Raw genomic sequence first — 16,808 nt, forward strand, 5'->3', positions numbered from 1 at the left:
GCCGAACTTCTTCGACAGCACCGTGGCGATTGCAGCCGTCAGCGTGGTCTTGCCGTGGTCAACGTGACCGATCGTGCCCACATTGACGTGCGGCTTGGTCCGTTCGAATTTACCTTTTGCCATTTCAAATCTCCAGAAAAGAGCATGCGCCAGTCTGTTGGTTTAGCGTTTCCATCGAGCACTTGATTCCCGCCGACTGGCAAACGGGAGAACTTCGACGAAGACGAATTGGGAAAGCCGGGGCCCGCGCCCCGGCTTGAGTCTTACTTGCCGCGAGCGGTGATGATCGCGTCGGCCACGTTCTTCGGAGCTTCGCTGTAGTGCTTGAACTCCATCGTGTACGTGGCACGACCTTGCGACATCGAGCGCAGGGTCGTCGAGTAACCGAACATTTCCGACAGCGGAACCTCGGCCTTGATGACCTTGCCGCCGCCGACCATGTCGTCCATGCCCTGCACCATGCCACGACGGCTGGACAGGTCGCCCATCACGTTACCAGCATAGTCTTCCGGCGTTTCAACTTCCACGGCCATCATCGGCTCCAGGATCACCGGCGAAGCCTTGCGGCAGCCTTCCTTGAAGCCCATCGAGGCCGCCATCTTGAACGCGTTTTCGTTCGAGTCGACTTCGTGGTACGAACCGAAGGTCAGCGTGACCTTCACATCCACGACCGGGAAGCCGGCCAGCACGCCGTTCGGCAGGCTGTCGATGATGCCCTTTTCGACCGCGGGGATGAATTCGCGAGGAACCACGCCGCCCTTGATCGCGTCGACGAACTCGAAGCCCTTGCCGGCTTCTTGCGGTTCGACGGTCAGCACCACGTGGCCGTACTGGCCCTTACCGCCGGACTGACGCACGAACTTGCCTTCCACGTCGGTGGCCGACTTGCGGATGGTTTCGCGGTAGGCCACTTGCGGCTTGCCGACGTTGGCTTCCACGCCGAACTCGCGCTTCATGCGGTCGACAATGATTTCCAGATGGAGCTCACCCATGCCGGAAATGATGGTCTGGCCCGATTCTTCGTCGGTACGCAGGCGGAACGACGGATCTTCCTTGGCCAGGCGGCCCAGGGCGATACCCATCTTTTCCTGGTCGGCCTTGGTCTTGGGCTCGACAGCCTGCGAAATCACCGGCTCCGGGAACACCATCTTTTCGAGGGTGATGATCGATTCCGGATCGCACAGCGTTTCGCCGGTCGTCACGTCCTTCAGGCCCACGCAGGCAGCGATGTCGCCAGCCAGAATTTCCGAGATTTCTTCACGCTGGTTGGCGTGCATCTGCAGAATACGGCCGATACGTTCCTTCTTGCCGCGGATCGGGTTGAACACCGAGTCGCCCGACTTCAGCACGCCCGAATAGACGCGCACAAAGGTCAGCTGGCCCACATAGGGGTCAGTCATCAGCTTGAAGGCCAGGGCCGAGAACTTGGCCGTGTCCGAAGCGTCGCGGGTCGTCGGCTGGTCGTCTTCGTCGGTGCCAGGCACGGGCGGGACGTCAATCGGCGAAGGCATGAAGTCGATCACGCCGTCCAGCATGCGCTGCACGCCCTTGTTCTTGAAGGCCGTGCCGCAGAACATCGGCTGGATTTCAGCAGCGATCGTGCGGGTACGGATGCCCAGAACAATGTCTTCCTCGGTCAGCTCACCCGACTCGAGGTACTTGTTCATCATGTCTTCGCTGGACTCGGCGGCCGCTTCGACCATGTTGTCGCGCCACTTTTGCGCATCGGCCAGCATTTCAGCCGGGATGTCGCGGTAGTCGAACTTCATGCCCTGCGATGCCTCGTCCCAGAAGATGGCCTTCATCTTGATCAGGTCGATCACGCCCTTGAAGTTTTCTTCGGCGCCGATCGGCAGAACGATAGGCACCGGGTTTGCCTTCAGGCGCAGCTTCATCTGGTCAACGACCTTGTAGAAGTTGGCACCGGTACGGTCCATCTTGTTCACAAAGGCCAGACGCGGCACCTTGTACTTGTTGGCCTGACGCCAGACGGTTTCCGACTGCGGCTGCACGCCGCCCACGGCGCAGTACACCATGCAGGCACCGTCCAGGACGCGCATCGAGCGCTCAACTTCAATGGTGAAGTCAACGTGTCCGGGGGTGTCGATGATGTTGATGCGGTGCTCGGGGCGGGCCAGGTCCATGCCCTTCCAGAAGCAGGTCGTGGCAGCGGACGTGATCGTGATGCCACGCTCTTGCTCCTGCTCCATCCAGTCCATGGTGGCCGCGCCATCATGCACTTCACCGATCTTGTGGTTCACGCCCGTGTAAAACAGGATACGTTCGGTCGTGGTGGTCTTGCCAGCATCGATGTGCGCAGAGATACCGATATTGCGGTAGCGCTCGATGGGGGTCTTGCGGGCCATGGTATTGCTCCAAATGCAGTGAGCCGCCATCGGGTTGGTAAAAACCCGAGGCGGCCGAAGGGGTCTAGTTTAGAAGCGGAAGTGCGAGAAAGCCTTGTTGGCTTCAGCCATGCGGTGAACTTCGTCGCGCTTCTTCATCGCGCCGCCACGGCCTTCAGCGGCCTCCAGCAGCTCGTTGGCCAGACGCTGTGCCATCGACTTCTCGCCACGCTTGCGGGCGGATTCCTTCAGCCAGCGCATAGCCAGAGCCATGCGACGGACGGGGCGAACTTCCACGGGAACTTGGTAGTTCGCACCGCCGACGCGGCGGGACTTCACTTCAACCATCGGCTTGACGTTGTTCAGGGCGACCATGAACACTTCCAGCGGATCCTTGCCGATCTTCTTTTCGACTTGTTCCAGGGCACCGTAAATGATGCGCTCTGCAACGGCCTTCTTGCCCGATTCCATGATGACGTTCATGAACTTGGACAGATCAACGCTACCGAACTTCGGGTCAGGCAGGATTTCGCGCTTGGGTACTTCGCGACGACGTGGCATGGGAATCTTCCTCTTGCTTCAGTTGGTTCGGGGCTGAGCCCTTCACCGTTGAACGACCACCGACATTGGGGCCATTCACTTACTCGGTTGCTGCGCCCTTCAACGGGTCACACAAACCGCTAAACATCCGGCTCAGCTCAAAGGCTGGCCATGACAAGCTCTTTATTGATTACTTCTTCGGGCGCTTCGCGCCGTACTTGGAACGCGACTGCTTGCGATCCTTGACGCCCTGCAGGTCGAGCGAACCGCGCACGATGTGGTAACGCACACCGGGCAAGTCCTTGACCCGGCCGCCGCGGACCAGCACGACGCTGTGCTCTTGCAGGTTGTGGCCTTCACCGCCGATGTACGAGATGACCTCGAAACCGTTGGTCAGGCGCACCTTGGCAACCTTACGCAGAGCCGAATTCGGCTTCTTCGGCGTCGTGGTGTACACGCGGGTGCAAACGCCGCGGCGCTGCGGGCAGTCCTGCATCGCCGGCGACTTGGATTTCGTGACCTCGGCCTGACGGCCTTGGCGCACGAGCTGATTGATAGTTGGCATAAGTAACTTGTTCCCGTTTGAAGTCACATCCCCCAGCAGCGACGGCCACAACGGCCGCAAACCGGGCTGCGCCACCGAATGTCGCCATGTTTTGGAAACGAGCAAACGCACCACGCCGGAGCGCAGTGCGTCGAAGTTTCCAGAAAACCGACGCGCGTAGGCGCAGCAAAGCCTGCTGGAGAGCCCGCGATTGTAGACCAGTCAGGGTTTTCCGCACAAGGGGTGCTTGAGTTGCCATGGAGAAGAAGGCCGGAGGCTATGCTGCGCTGCCAATGAATCCACCGCAAATCGTCATCGACACCCAGGTCATCATGGACTGGCTGGTGTTTCGCGAGCCCTCGATTGCGCCGCTGGTCGAGGCCGTCCAGAGCGGCCAAGTTGCCTGGATTGGCACACCAGACATGAAAGCTGAGCTGCTTCACGTGCTGGGCCGAGGTGTGGCGGCCGAGCGAAAGCCCGACCTGACAGCCATCGAGGATGCCTTCGCCCATTGGTGCCGCTCAATCGAGCCGGCGCCGCCAAAAGACCTGCGACTGGCCTGCCGGGATCCGGACGACCAGATGTTTATCGACCTGGCAGTGTCCGCCGGTGCACGCTGGCTGATTTCACGGGACCGCGCCGTGCTGGCGCTTGCCAGGCGGGCGAACAAGCTCTGCGGCCTGACGATCCAGAAACCGGAGCTGTGGATCAAGGCCCAACTCGAAGCGCCGCCTTAAAGAAAAAGGGCTGCCGACCCGGGGGTGCGGCAGCCCTTGTGGCTGAAGAGCCTGGCGCGATTACTCGGCCGCACCCTCGCCCGGCGCATCGATGCTGGACATCTGTGCAGCAGCCAGTTCCTCGGCTTCCTGCATGGCGATGGAGCGGCGCTCGGCGTCGTCCATTTCTTCCTTGGCCTTGCGGGCCAGGTGGAAGGCCATGCCGGTACCGGCGGGTATCAGGCGACCCACGATGACGTTTTCCTTCAAGCCGCGCAGCTCGTCGCGCTTGCCCATGATGGCAGCCTCGGTAAGCACGCGGGTCGTTTCCTGGAAGGAAGCGGCCGAGATGAAGGAGTCGGTCGACAGCGAAGCCTTGGTGATACCCAGCAGCACGTCGGCATGCGTGGCGATCAGCTTGCCTTCGGCACGCAGGCGGTCGTTGGTGTCCAGCAGTTCCGAACGCTCGACCTGCTCACCGACGATGTAGCGCGAGTCGCCCGAGTTCGTGATCTGCACGCGACGCAGCATCTGGCGAACGATCACCTCGATGTGCTTGTCGTTGATCTTCACGCCCTGCAAGCGGTACACGTCCTGCACTTCGTCAACGATGTAGCGGGCCAGCTCTTCGATACCCAGGAGACGCAGGATGTCTTGCGGGTCGGCAGAGCCGTCCACAATCAATTCGCCGCGGTTGACCACCTGGCCTTCGTGCACCAGGATGTTCTTTTCCTTGGGCACCAGCTCTTCGTGCTTCTTGCCATCGGGGTCGGTGATTTCCAGGCGAACCTTGCCCTTGGTCTCCTTGCCGAAGGACACGGTACCGGTCTGCTCGGCCAGCACGCCCACATCCTTGGGCGAACGGGCTTCGAACAGCTCGGCCACGCGCGGCAGACCGCCGGTAATGTCTCGAGTCTTCTGGCCTTCAACCGGGATACGTGCCAGCACTTCGCCCGGCGCCAGTTCCTGGCCATCGCGCACCTGGATCAGCGAGCCGACCTGGAAGGCGATGTTCACCGAGTGATCGGTACCGGGGATCTTGACTTCGTTGCCGTTCGAATCGAGCAGCTTGACCTGAGGACGGATGACCTTGGCAGCACCACGACGCTTCGGATCGATCACCACCAGGGTGGACAGACCGGTCACTTCGTCGACCTGCTTGGCCACGGTCACGCCTTCTTCGACGTTCTCGAACTTCGCCTGACCGGCGAACTCGGTAATGATCGGGCGCGTCAGCGGGTCCCAGTTGGCCAAGATGGTGCCAGCCTTGATGGTCTGGTCGATCTTGATCGACAGGATCGCACCGTACGGCACCTTGTGACGCTCGCGCTCACGACCGTGCTGGTCGGCAATGATGATTTCGCCGGAACGCGAAATCACCACCAACTCGCCCTTGCCGTTGGTCACGTAGCGCATCGTGGCATTGAAGCCGATGATGCCGTCCGACTTGGCTTCGACGCTCGAGGCCACGGCTGCACGCGATGCCGCACCACCGATGTGGAAGGTACGCATGGTCAGCTGGGTGCCCGGCTCACCGATCGACTGTGCAGCGATCACGCCCACGGCCTCACCGGTATTCACCAGGCCACCACGACCCAGATCGCGGCCATAGCACTTGGCGCAGAGGCCGAAGCGCGTGGCGCAGGTCAGCGGGGTGCGGGCCTTGATCTCGTCGACGCCGGCTTGCTCCAGCATGTCCAGCGTGTCTTCGTCCAGCATCTTGCCGGCTTCCAGCACGACGACTTGCGTCTCGGGATGCAGCACGTCGATGGCAGCAACACGACCCAGCACGCGGTCACGCAGGGACTCGATGACTTCACCACCTTCAACCAGCGCGCGCATGGCGATGCCGTTGTCGGTGCCGCAGTCGACCTCGGTGACGACCAGATCCTGGGTCACGTCCACCAGACGGCGGGTCAGGTAGCCCGAGTTCGCGGTCTTCAGCGCCGTATCCGCCAGGCCCTTACGAGCACCGTGGGTGGAGATGAAGTACTGCAGAACGTTCAGGCCTTCGCGGAAGTTCGCCGTGATCGGCGTCTCGATGATCGAGCCGTCAGGCTTGGCCATCAGGCCCCGCATGCCGGACAGCTGGCGAATCTGGGCCGCGCTACCGCGGGCACCGGAGTCGGCCATCATGTAGATGGAGTTGAAAGACTCCTGATCCACTTCCTTGCCGTGACGGTCGATGGTCTTCTGCTTGGACAGCTGGCTCATCATGACCTTGCCGACTTCGTCGCCGGTCTTGCCCCAGATGTCCACGACCTTGTTGTAGCGTTCGCCGGCGGTCACCAGGCCCGAGACGTACTGCTGCTCGATTTCCTTGACTTCCGCTTCGGCGCGCGCGATCAGCTCAACCTTCTGCTTCGGAACCAGCATGTCGTCGATGGCGATCGAGATGCCGGCGCGTGTTGCAAGCTTGAAGCCGCTTTGCAGCAGCTTGTCGGCCAGCACCACGGTTTCCTTCAGGCCGCACTTGCGGAAGGACGTGTTGATCAGGCGCGAGATTTCCTTCTTCTTCAACGCCTTGTTGATGTTCGAGAACGGCAGGCCCTTGGGCAGGATCTCGCTCAGCAACGCACGACCAACGGTTGTGTCGACCAGCTTGGTTTCCGGTACCCATTCACCATCGGCACCCTTGCTGTACTCGGTCAGACGGACCGAGATCTTGGCCGTGATTTCAACAGCACCGTTCTCCAGGGCGCGCAGCATTTCGCTGACGTCCGAGAAGATCAGGCCTTCGCCCTTGGCGTTGATGCGGTCACGGGTGGCGTAGTAAAGGCCCAGCACCACGTCTTGCGACGGGACGATGGACGGTTCACCCGAAGCCGGGAACAGCACGTTGTTGGAGGCCAGCATCAGCGTGCGGGCTTCCATCTGCGCTTCGATCGACAGCGGGACGTGAACGGCCATCTGGTCACCGTCGAAGTCGGCGTTGAAGGCGGCGCAGACCAGCGGATGCAGCTGGATGGCCTTGCCTTCAATCAGCACCGGCTCGAAAGCCTGGATGCCCAGACGGTGCAGCGTCGGTGCGCGGTTCAAGAGAACCGGATGCTCCTTGATGACCTCTTCCAGGATGTCCCAGACCACCGGCGTGCCGGATTCGACTTCCTTCTTTGCGGCCTTGATCGTCGTCGCGATGCCCATGGCTTCGAGGCGCGAGAAGATGAAGGGCTTGAACAGCTCGAGCGCCATCAGCTTCGGAAGACCGCACTGGTGCAGCTTCAGCGTCGGGCCGACGGTAATGACCGAACGACCCGAGTAGTCGACGCGCTTGCCAAGCAAGTTCTGACGGAAGCGACCGCTCTTGCCCTTGATCATGTCGGCCAGCGACTTGAGGGCACGCTTGTTCGCACCGGTCATGGCCTTGCCACGACGGCCGTTGTCCAGCAGCGAGTCGACGGCTTCCTGCAGCATGCGCTTTTCGTTGCGCACGATGATTTCAGGGGCCTTCAACTCCAGCAGACGAGCCAGACGGTTGTTGCGATTGATGACGCGGCGATACAGGTCGTTCAGGTCAGAGGTCGCGAAGCGGCCACCATCCAGAGGCACCAGCGGACGCAGGTCCGGCGGCAGCACGGGCAGCACGTCCAGCACCATCCAGTTCGGCTTGATGCCCGAACGCTTGAAGGCTTCCATCACCTTGAGGCGCTTGGAATTCTTCTTGACCTTGAGTTCCGAGCCGGTCATGTCGTTGCGCAGGCGATCGATCTCGACATCGAGATCCATATCTTCCAGCAACTTCTTGACGCCTTCGGCACCCATCAGCGCGATGAACTCGTCACCGTACTCGATGCGCTTCGCGTCGTAGTCGTCCTCGGTCATGATCGAGAACTTCTTCAGCGGCGTCATGCCCGAATCGACAACGACGTAGGCTTCGAAGTACAGCACGCGTTCGATGTCGCGCAGCGTCATGTCGAGCACCAGGCCCAGACGGCTGGGAAGCGACTTCAGGAACCAGATGTGCGCGCAGGGAGCGGCCAGGTCGATGTGACCCATGCGCTCACGACGAACCTTGGTCTGGGTGACTTCGACGCCGCACTTCTCGCAGATCACGCCACGATGCTTCAGGCGCTTGTACTTGCCGCACAGGCACTCGTAGTCCTTGATCGGGCCGAAGATCTTGGCGCAGAACAGGCCATCACGCTCGGGCTTGAAAGTCCGGTAGTTGATGGTCTCGGGCTTCTTCACTTCGCCGAAGGACCACGAACGGATCTTCTCGGGCGATGCGAGCCCGATTTTGATCGCGTCGAAGTGCTCGTCGGGCGTGAATTGCTTGAACAGGTCCAGCAAACCTTTCATGTGTCTCTCCTGTTCCTAATTAGTTGCGCTCGAGTTCAATGTCGATGCCAAGGGAACGAATTTCCTTGACCAGCACATTGAACGATTCCGGCATGCCGGCTTCGATGGCGTGCTCACCCTTGACGATGGACTCGTAGACCTTGGTCCGGCCATTCACGTCGTCGGACTTCACAGTCAGCATTTCCTGCAGGATGTAAGAGGCGCCATAAGCTTCCAGCGCCCACACTTCCATTTCACCGAAACGCTGGCCACCGAACTGGGCCTTGCCGCCCAGCGGCTGCTGCGTGACAAGCGAGTACGGGCCGGTAGAACGGGCGTGCATCTTGTCGTCGACCAGGTGATGCAGCTTCAGCACGTGCATGTAGCCAACCGTCGTGGGACGCTCGAACTGCTCGCCGGTGCGGCCGTCATACAGGAAGGCCTGCGTACGGGTCGGGGTCAGGCCCTTCTTCGCAGCGATGTCGTCCGGATAGGCCAGCTTCAGCATGCCGCGGATTTCTTCTTCCTTGGCACCGTCGAACACCGGCGTTGCGAACGGCACACCCTTGGACAGGTTGCCGGCCATCTCGATGACTTCGGCGTCGCTCAGCTCGTCAATGCTCTCGGCCTTGCCGCCGTTCTTGTTGTACAGCTCGTCCAGGAACTTGCGCAGTTCGCTGACGGCGGCATGCTGTTGCAGCATGTCGCCGATGCGCTGGCCAATGCCCTTGCCAGCCCAGCCCAGGTGGACTTCCAGCACCTGACCGACGTTCATCCGCGAGGGCACACCCAGCGGGTTCAGAACGATGTCGGCGGTGGTGCCGTCGGCCATGTAAGGCATGTCTTCAACAGGCACGACCTTGGAGACCACGCCCTTGTTGCCGTGACGGCCGGCCATCTTGTCGCCAGGCTGCAGGCGGCGCTTGACGGCCAGGTAGACCTTGACCATCTTCAGCACGCCAGCCGGCAGCTCGTCGCCTTGCGTCAGCTTCTTGCGCTTCTCTTCGAAGGCCAGATCGAACGAGTGACGGGTCTGCTCCAGCGAGTTCTTGATGGACTCGAGCTGGTTGGCGATGTCGTCCTCGGCAGGACGCACGTCGAACCAGTGGAACTTCTCGACGCCAGCCAGGTAGTCCTTGCTGATGACAGTGCCCTTGGCGATCTTCTGCGGGCCGCCGTTGGCCACGCGGCCCACCAGCAGCTTCTCGATACGGTCGAAAGCGTCGCTCTCGACGATGCGCAGCTGGTCGTTCAGGTCCAGGCGGAAGCGCTTCAGCTCGTCGTCAATGATCTGCTGGGCGCGCTTGTCACGCTGGATACCTTCACGGGTGAAGACCTGCACGTCGATGACAGTGCCTTGCGTGCCTTGGTCGACGCGCAGGGACGTGTCCTTCACGTCGGAGGCCTTCTCGCCGAAGATGGCGCGCAGCAGCTTTTCTTCAGGCGTCAGCGTGGTCTCGCCCTTGGGCGTGACCTTGCCCACCAGCACGTCGCCAGGGCCGACTTCTGCACCGACGTACACGATGCCCGACTCGTCCAGGCGAGCCAGTTGCTGCTCGGACAGGTTGGGGATGTCGCGGGTGATTTCTTCGCTGCCAAGCTTGGTGTCACGCGCGTTGACCACCAGCTCCTCGATGTGAATCGAGGTGTAGCGGTCTTCGGCGATCACGCGCTCGGAGATCAGGATGGAGTCTTCGAAGTTGTAGCCATTCCAGGGCATGAACGCCACCAGCATGTTCTGGCCCAGGGCCAGTTCGCCGATGTCGGTCGATGCGCCGTCCGCAATGATGTCTTCCGCTGCGACCTTGTCGCCGCGCTTGACGATCGGACGCTGGTGAATGTTGGTGTTCTGGTTCGAACGCTGATACTTGATCAGGTTGTAGATGTCGACACCAACTTCACCGGCCACGGTCTCGTTGTCGTTGACGCGAATCACGATGCGGTTGGTGTCGACATAGTCGACCACACCGCCGCGACGCGCCGCGACCACGGTACCCGAGTCCTTGGCTGCCACACGCTCGACACCGGTACCCACCAGCGCCTTTTCGGGGCGCAGGGTCGGCACGGCCTGACGCTGCATGTTGGCGCCCATCAGTGCGCGGTTCGCATCGTCGTGCTCGAGGAAGGGCACCAGCGAAGCAGCCACCGACACGATCTGCGTCGGGGCCACGTCCATGTACTGGATGCGTTCCGGCGAGGTCAGCACCGATTCGCCGTTTTCACGGGCAGACACCAGTTCGTCGATCAGCTGGCCTTGCTCGTTCAGCGAGGCGTTCGCCTGGGCGATGACGTACTTGCCTTCTTCGATGGCCGACAGGTAGTCGATCTGGTCGGTGACCTTGCCGTCCACCACGCGACGGTACGGCGTCTCGAGGAAGCCGTATTCGTTCAGCTGGGCGTACAGAGCCAGCGAGTTGATCAGGCCGATGTTCGGGCCTTCCGGCGTTTCGATCGGGCAGACGCGGCCGTAATGGGTCGGGTGCACGTCACGGACTTCGAAGCCGGCGCGCTCGCGTGTCAGACCACCCGGGCCAAGAGCGGAAACACGACGCTTGTGCGTGATTTCCGACAGCGGGTTGGTCTGGTCCATGAACTGCGACAGCTGCGAGGCACCGAAGAATTCCTTCAGTGCAGCCGAGATCGGCTTGCTGTTGATCAGGTCGTGCGGCATCAGGGCCTCGGTCTCGGCCTGGCCCAGACGTTCCTTGACGGCCTTCTCGATACGGGCGAGACCCGAGCGGTACTGGTTCTCAGCCAGTTCGCCCACGCAACGCACGCGACGATTGCCCAGGTGGTCGATGTCGTCGACTTCACCGCGACCATTGCGCAGCTCGACGAGGATCTTGACCACGTCGAGGATGTCCTCGTTGGACAGCACCATGGCGCCTTCCGGCGTGTCGCGACCCACACGGGCGTTGAACTTCATGCGGCCCACGCGCGACAGGTCGTACGTATCGACGCTGTAGAACAGGCGGTTGAACAGCGCTTCCACCGCGTCTTCCGTCGGCGGCTCGCCGGGGCGCATCATGCGGTAGATGGCAACGCGGGCAGCCAGTTGGTCAGCGGTTTCGTCAGCAGCCAGGGTCTGGCTGATGTAGGCGCCTTCGTTCAGCTCGTTCGTGTACAGGCACTGGACTTCCTTGATACCGGCCTGGCGCAGCTTCTTCAAGAGCGCGTCGGTCAGCTCGTCGTTGGCCTTGGCGATGATCTCGCCGGTGTCGCCGTCGACCATGTTCTTGGCCAGCATGCGGCCGACCAGGAAGTCTTCAGGCACCGTCACGTGTTGCGTGCCGGATTGCTCCAGCTGGCGCACATGGCGGGCGGTGATGCGCTTGTCCTTCTCGACGATGACGGCACCGCTCTTGTCGGTGATGTCAAAGCGGGCGACTTCGCCCTTCAGGCGGTCGGCGACGAATTCCATCTGCGCGCCGGCGTCCATCAGACGGAAATTGTCGAAGACGAAGAAGTGCGCAAGGATCTGCTCGGGGTTCAGGCCGATGGCCTTTAGCAGGATCGTGACCGGCATCTTGCGGCGACGGTCGACACGGAAGAACAGCACGTCCTTGGGGTCGAACTCGAAGTCGAGCCACGAACCGCGGTAAGGAATGATGCGGGCCGAGAACAGCAGCTTGCCGGACGAGTGCGTCTTGCCCTTGTCGTGCTCAAAGAACACGCCGGGCGAACGGTGCAGCTGGGAGACGATGACACGCTCGGTGCCATTGACGATGAAGGAGCCGTAGTCGGTCATCAGAGGCACTTCGCCCATGTAGACCTCTTGCTCCTTGATCTCCTTGACGGTCTTCGCCTGCGGCGATTCGCGGTCATAGATGATCATCTGCAGGCGCGCACGAACGGCGGCTGCATAGGTCAAGCCACGTTGTTGGCACTCGCGGGTGTCAAAGGGCGGCTTGGCGATGTTGAATTCGAGGAACTTCATTTCCACGAAACCGTTGTGCGAAACAATCGGGAACGCGGAAAGGAAAGCAGCTTGCAGGCCTTCAGGCTTGCGCTTCGCTGGGGGGGTATCTTTTTGCAGGAAGGCGACGTACGACTCCTTCTGCATGGTGAGCAAATAGGGAACGTTGAGAACGCTCGCTCGCTTGCCGAAGCTCTTGCGGATTCGCTTGCGCTCGGTATAGCTATAGGGGGTTGTTTGCGCCATAAACACTCCGTGTCGAGAGCCCACCCCTGGCCGTGGGACGGGCTTCGTCGGCGACTGGCTACTCGAACCCGATCCAGAACGGATGGCTCGATGCTTGGTGGTTGGCCACTACCAACCGCTGGCGGACAACCCAGGCATTGCACCCGGGCCCGACCAAACCGGCTCTCTGCAGTCGGATCAGAGAGCACTTGAAAGAACCGCGCATCATACCCGAGCGCGAGCCTTTCAACTGTTCTCTACAGGAGTAACCCTTAGACGACTAAAGGGGAGGTCCGAAGGACCGCCCCTTTAGCGTTGTGGAGGGGAGCACCCCTCCCCAAAGTCTTACTTGAGTTCGACCTTGGCGCCGGCTTCTTCCAGCTTCTTCTTGGCGGCTTCGGCGTCGGCCTTGGCGATGCCTTCCTTGACAGCCTTCGGAGCGCCGTCGACCAGGTCCTTGGCTTCCTTCAGACCCAGGCCGGTGATTTCGCGCACGGCCTTGATCACGCCAACCTTGTTCGCGCCGGCTTCCAGCAGAACAACGTTGAACTCGGTCTTTTCTTCAGCAGCAGCAGCGCCACCGCCAGCAGCGCCGCCAGCAGCGGGAGCAGCCATCGAAGCGGCGGACACGCCGAACTTCTCTTCAATTGCCTTGACCAGATCGTTCAGTTCCAGAACGGTCATGCTGTCCAGGGCGGTCAGGAATGCGTCTTTATCGAATGCCATGATGTGTTTCCTAAATACAGATTGGTTGCGTTTGACGATATCGTCGTCTTAGGCTGCAGCAGGGGCTTCAGCAGCGGCTTCAGTAGAAGCAGCGCCTTCACCACGCTTTGCAGACAGGGCTGCCAGCACGGCCGCGGTGCGTTGCACCGGCGACAGCAGCAGGCCGGCGATTTGCGACAGCAGGACTTCCTTGGACGGAACGGAGGCCAGGGCCTTCACACCATCCACATCCAGAGCCTTGCCACCGTAGGCACCACCCTTGATGACGAGCTTGTCGTTGGTCTTGGCAAAGTCAGCGATGACTTTGGCAGCCGCGACAGCGTCTTCCGAAAAGCCGTAGATCAGCGGGCCGACCATGGCATCCGATGCAGCTTCGAACGAAGTGCCGGCGACAGCACGACGTGCCAGGGTGTTCTTCAGCACATGAAGATACACACCTTGGGCACGCGCAGTGACGCGCAGCTTGTTCAAGGCTTCAACGGTGAGGCCACGGTACTCGGCCAACGCCAAAGTCTGCGACTTGGCTGCTTGCGCGGCCACGTCGGAGACAACAGCTGCCTTCTCGTTGCGATTGAGACTCAAGGTCTACTCCTCACATTACGCCCTCGGTCTTGCGACCTTCGGGCACCGGGATTCAGCGACCTTCTGTTTCGGGAAACTGCGCTCTGTTGAAATTCAACTCGGCGCAAAAATCCTTTGCAGCGGGACCGCCATCTGCGCTGGTTGAGACCGAGGTCTCTGATTAAGCGTTGCCTCCCGGGACTGCGGAGACTTCACACCAGCGGTCTTGGATGACGCGCTGCGAATTTGCATTCGCAACGCCCCACCAATTCATCGGTGCGACGCCAGACTCGCGTCGCCCCTCAATTGAATCAAGCTTAGGCAGCAGCCGATGCGTTGATCGAGCCGATGTCCACGCGGGCGCCAACGCCCATCGTCGACGAAATGGCGACCTTGCGCAGGTAGACGCCCTTGCTCGACGCTGGCTTGCTCTTGTTCAGAGCTTCGATCAGCGCGCGCAGGTTGCCTTCCAGCTTGTCGGTGTCGAACGAGCGACGGCCGATCGTGCCGTGGATGATGCCGGCCTTGTCAACGCGGAACTGGACCTGGCCAGCCTTGGCGTTCTTGACGGCGGTGGCGACGTCCGGGGTCACGGTGCCAACCTTGGGGTTAGGCATCAGGCCGCGCGGGCCCAGGATCTGACCCAGGGTACCAACGATACGCATCGTGTCCGGCGAGGCAATGACCACGTCGAAAGGCATGTCGCCAGCCTTGACGCGCTCAGCCAGGTCTTCCATGCCGACGACGTCAGCGCCAGCGGCCTTGGCTTCTTCAGCCTTGGCACCCTGGGCGAAAACGGCGACGCGCTTGGTCTTGCCGGTGCCGTTAGGCAGCACGACAGCGCCACGAACGACTTGGTCCGACTTCTTCGCATCGATGCCGAGTTGCACTGCAACGTCAATCGACTCGTCGAACTTGGCGGTAGCCAGGCTCTTGACCAGGGTCAGAGCGTCATTCAGACCGTACAGCTTGGTGCTTTCGACCTTGCCTTGCAGGGCCTTCTGCTTCTTGGTGAGCTTTGCCATGATCAGACGCCTTCCACGATGATGCCCATCGAGCGGGCCGAGCCAGCGATGGTGCGAACAGCGGCGTCCATACCGGCAGCCGTCAGGTCCTTCTGCTTGATCGTGGCGATCTCTTCCAGCTGAGCGCGGGTCAGCTTGCCGACCTTGTCCAGGTGAGCGCGGGGCGAACCCTTCTCGACCTTGGCCAGCTTCTTGATCAGGGCGGTCGCCGGGGGCGACTTGATCACGAAGGTGAAGCTCTTGTCTGCGAAGGCGGTAATCACCACCGGCAGCTTCATGCCCGGCTCATGGCCCTGCGTCTGGGCGTTGAACGCCTTGCAGAATTCCATGATGTTCAGGCCACGTTGGCCCAGTGCGGGACCGACCGGGGGCGAAGGGTTCGCCTTGCCGGCAGCGACTTGCAGCTTGATAAAGCCGACAATCTTCTTTGCCATGTTTCTCTCCAAACAGTGTCATTGCGGCAAAGCATTGACACCTGAGTGCTAGCGCAAAGGACTGGTTACCTTTGCTCCTCTTGTCCGCATCTCGTTGCGGACTGACTACGGTCGGTAGCAGCGGCCGAAACCGCCAGGCACCGACAGGCCTTAAACCTTCTCGACTTGCCCGAAATCCAGCTCGACCGGCGTGGCACGACCGAAGATCGTGACCGAGACGCGGACCTTGGACTTGTCGTAGTTGACTTCCTCGATCGCGCCGTTGAAGTCGGTGAACGGGCCGTCCTTGACGCGCACGATCTCGCCCACCGTCCACTCGACCTTGGGCCGGGGCTTCTCGATGCCTTCTTGCATCTGGTTGACGATCTTCATGACCTCGGCTTCCGAGATCGGAGCCGGGCGGTTCTTGGCGCCACCGACAAAGCCGGTCACCTTGGAGGTGTGCTTGACCAGGTGCCAGGTGTCGTCTTCCATCGCCATTTCGACCAGCACATAGCCGGGGAAGAAACGACGCTCGGTGACCGACTTCTTGCCGTTCTTGAGCTCAACGACTTCTTCGGTCGGCACCAGGATGCGGCCGAACTTGTCTTGCATGCCGGCGCGGTCGATGCGCTCACGCAGGTTGCGTTCAACAGCCTTTTCCATGCCCGAATAGGCATGCACCACGTACCAGCGCTTGGGCAGGCCAGCGGGGGCTGCAGGAGCTTCTGCACCTGCGACGACGTTCAGTTCTTCACTCATCTCGTCGTTCCTTTTAGCGCTTCCAGCCCAGGATCAGGTCGTACAGCACCCATTCCAGCGTCTTGTCGGTCAGCCACAGGAACAAGGCCATCACGACGACAAAGGCAAACACGTAGCCCGTCATCTGCATTGCTTCCTTGCGGGTCGGCCAGACCACCTTGCGCACTTCGCGCAGCGAATCCTGACCGTAGGCGATCAGCGACTTGCCAGACTCGGAGGTGAAGAAGGCGCCCGCAGCGGCGGCCAGCAAGACCAGCAGCGCGGCCCACTGCGCGATCGGGCCTTGCTTGGCCAGCGCGTAGTACGCGGCCAGTGCACCGATCAGCAGCACCACGGCGCCGGCCAGCTTCGCCTTGTCGGCGCCGGTCGTCACTGTTTCGACTTGAGTATTGGACATTGAACTCTTCAACTTTCAGGCCCGGCCTCGCAGCCTGACAAATACATTCGGGACAGACCCATCAGCAGCAAAGCCCGCCGGGAATTACTCCCGCGGGCTGCTTGCTTGACCACTGGAACCGGCGATTATCGCAGAGGACTAATCGCTGGCAGGGGCAGAGGGTCTCGAACCCCCAACCTTCGGTTTTGGAGACCGACGCTCTGCCAATTGAGCTATGCCCCTGTGGTCTTTCAAACTTTAGGCAATGATCGTAGCGACCACGCCCGAACCGACGGTACGGCCACCTTCGCGGATAGCGAAGCGCAGACCGGTTTCCATGGCGATCGGAGCGATCAGCTTCACGGTGATGCTGACGTTGTC

14 protein-coding genes and 1 tRNA gene are annotated in these 16,808 nt (G+C 61.1%); 1 reads left to right on the forward strand and 14 read right to left on the reverse strand.

Annotated elements, in window-relative coordinates; genetic code table 11:
• From V3596_RS21475 to rpsL, 4 genes are all read right to left on the reverse strand, one after another.
• The coding region (locus tag V3596_RS21475) for a GTP-binding protein (protein WP_017454492.1) at positions 1 to 123 on the reverse strand (123 nt) is incomplete at its 3' end.
• A 140-nt stretch (positions 124 to 263) separates the two neighbouring features.
• Positions 264 to 2,366 (reverse strand): elongation factor G, encoded by a 2,103-nt coding sequence (gene fusA, locus V3596_RS21480; RefSeq protein ID WP_334279888.1) that lies wholly within the window; start codon positions 2,364 to 2,366, stop codon positions 264 to 266.
• A gap of 69 nt (positions 2,367 to 2,435) precedes the next feature.
• The gene (rpsG, locus tag V3596_RS21485) at positions 2,436 to 2,906 is read right to left on the reverse strand and encodes a 30S ribosomal protein S7 (RefSeq protein ID WP_056194782.1); all 471 of its coding nucleotides are present in this window, start codon (positions 2,904 to 2,906) and stop codon (positions 2,436 to 2,438) included.
• A gap of 169 nt (positions 2,907 to 3,075) precedes the next feature.
• On the reverse strand, positions 3,076 to 3,450 hold the full coding sequence (gene rpsL / locus V3596_RS21490; RefSeq protein ID WP_282824742.1) for a 30S ribosomal protein S12: 375 nt from the start codon (positions 3,448 to 3,450) through the stop codon (positions 3,076 to 3,078).
• A 236-nt stretch (positions 3,451 to 3,686) separates the two neighbouring features.
• Between rpsL and V3596_RS21495 the strand changes: the two genes are divergently transcribed.
• Positions 3,687 to 4,166, forward strand: a complete 480-nt coding sequence (locus V3596_RS21495; RefSeq protein WP_334279889.1) for a putative toxin-antitoxin system toxin component, PIN family — start codon at positions 3,687 to 3,689, stop codon at positions 4,164 to 4,166.
• 60 nt (positions 4,167 to 4,226) lie between these two features.
• Here the strand turns inward: V3596_RS21495 and rpoC are convergent, their stop codons facing one another.
• From rpoC to V3596_RS21545, 10 genes are all read right to left on the reverse strand, one after another.
• Positions 4,227 to 8,444, reverse strand: a complete 4,218-nt coding sequence (gene rpoC / locus V3596_RS21500; protein ID WP_334279890.1) for a DNA-directed RNA polymerase subunit beta' — start codon at positions 8,442 to 8,444, stop codon at positions 4,227 to 4,229.
• A gap of 19 nt (positions 8,445 to 8,463) precedes the next feature.
• Entirely contained in the window at positions 8,464 to 12,585 is a 4,122-nt protein-coding gene (gene rpoB, locus V3596_RS21505; protein WP_334279891.1) for a DNA-directed RNA polymerase subunit beta, read from the reverse strand.
• A gap of 324 nt (positions 12,586 to 12,909) precedes the next feature.
• Positions 12,910 to 13,290, reverse strand: coding sequence for a 50S ribosomal protein L7/L12 (gene rplL / locus V3596_RS21510; RefSeq protein WP_334279892.1), 381 nt, complete (start codon positions 13,288 to 13,290; stop codon positions 12,910 to 12,912).
• A gap of 48 nt (positions 13,291 to 13,338) precedes the next feature.
• Positions 13,339 to 13,872 (reverse strand): 50S ribosomal protein L10, encoded by a 534-nt coding sequence (rplJ, locus tag V3596_RS21515; RefSeq protein WP_334279893.1) that lies wholly within the window; start codon positions 13,870 to 13,872, stop codon positions 13,339 to 13,341.
• Positions 13,873 to 14,168: 296 nt separating this feature from the next.
• The gene (gene rplA, locus V3596_RS21520; protein WP_334279894.1) at positions 14,169 to 14,876 is read right to left on the reverse strand and encodes a 50S ribosomal protein L1; all 708 of its coding nucleotides are present in this window, start codon (positions 14,874 to 14,876) and stop codon (positions 14,169 to 14,171) included.
• 2 nt (positions 14,877 to 14,878) lie between these two features.
• Positions 14,879 to 15,310 (reverse strand): 50S ribosomal protein L11, encoded by a 432-nt coding sequence (gene rplK / locus V3596_RS21525; RefSeq protein WP_282824755.1) that lies wholly within the window; start codon positions 15,308 to 15,310, stop codon positions 14,879 to 14,881.
• A 150-nt stretch (positions 15,311 to 15,460) separates the two neighbouring features.
• Positions 15,461 to 16,051, reverse strand: coding sequence for a transcription termination/antitermination protein NusG (nusG, locus tag V3596_RS21530; RefSeq protein WP_334279895.1), 591 nt, complete (start codon positions 16,049 to 16,051; stop codon positions 15,461 to 15,463).
• A gap of 13 nt (positions 16,052 to 16,064) precedes the next feature.
• Positions 16,065 to 16,448 carry a preprotein translocase subunit SecE gene (secE, locus tag V3596_RS21535; RefSeq protein WP_334279896.1) on the reverse strand — a complete coding sequence of 128 codons (384 nt, stop codon included), beginning with the start codon at positions 16,446 to 16,448 and terminating at the stop codon, positions 16,065 to 16,067.
• A 146-nt stretch (positions 16,449 to 16,594) separates the two neighbouring features.
• Positions 16,595 to 16,670, reverse strand: a tRNA-Trp gene (locus tag V3596_RS21540).
• Between the two features lie 15 nt (positions 16,671 to 16,685).
• Positions 16,686 to 16,808 (reverse strand): EF-Tu C-terminal domain-related protein (locus tag V3596_RS21545; RefSeq protein ID WP_465165651.1); only part of this gene is annotated, 123 nt, incomplete at its 5' end.

Origin of the sequence: Roseateles microcysteis, from assembly GCF_036880965.1 — a bacterium.
Lineage (GTDB): Bacteria > Pseudomonadota > Gammaproteobacteria > Burkholderiales > Burkholderiaceae_C > JAUASW01.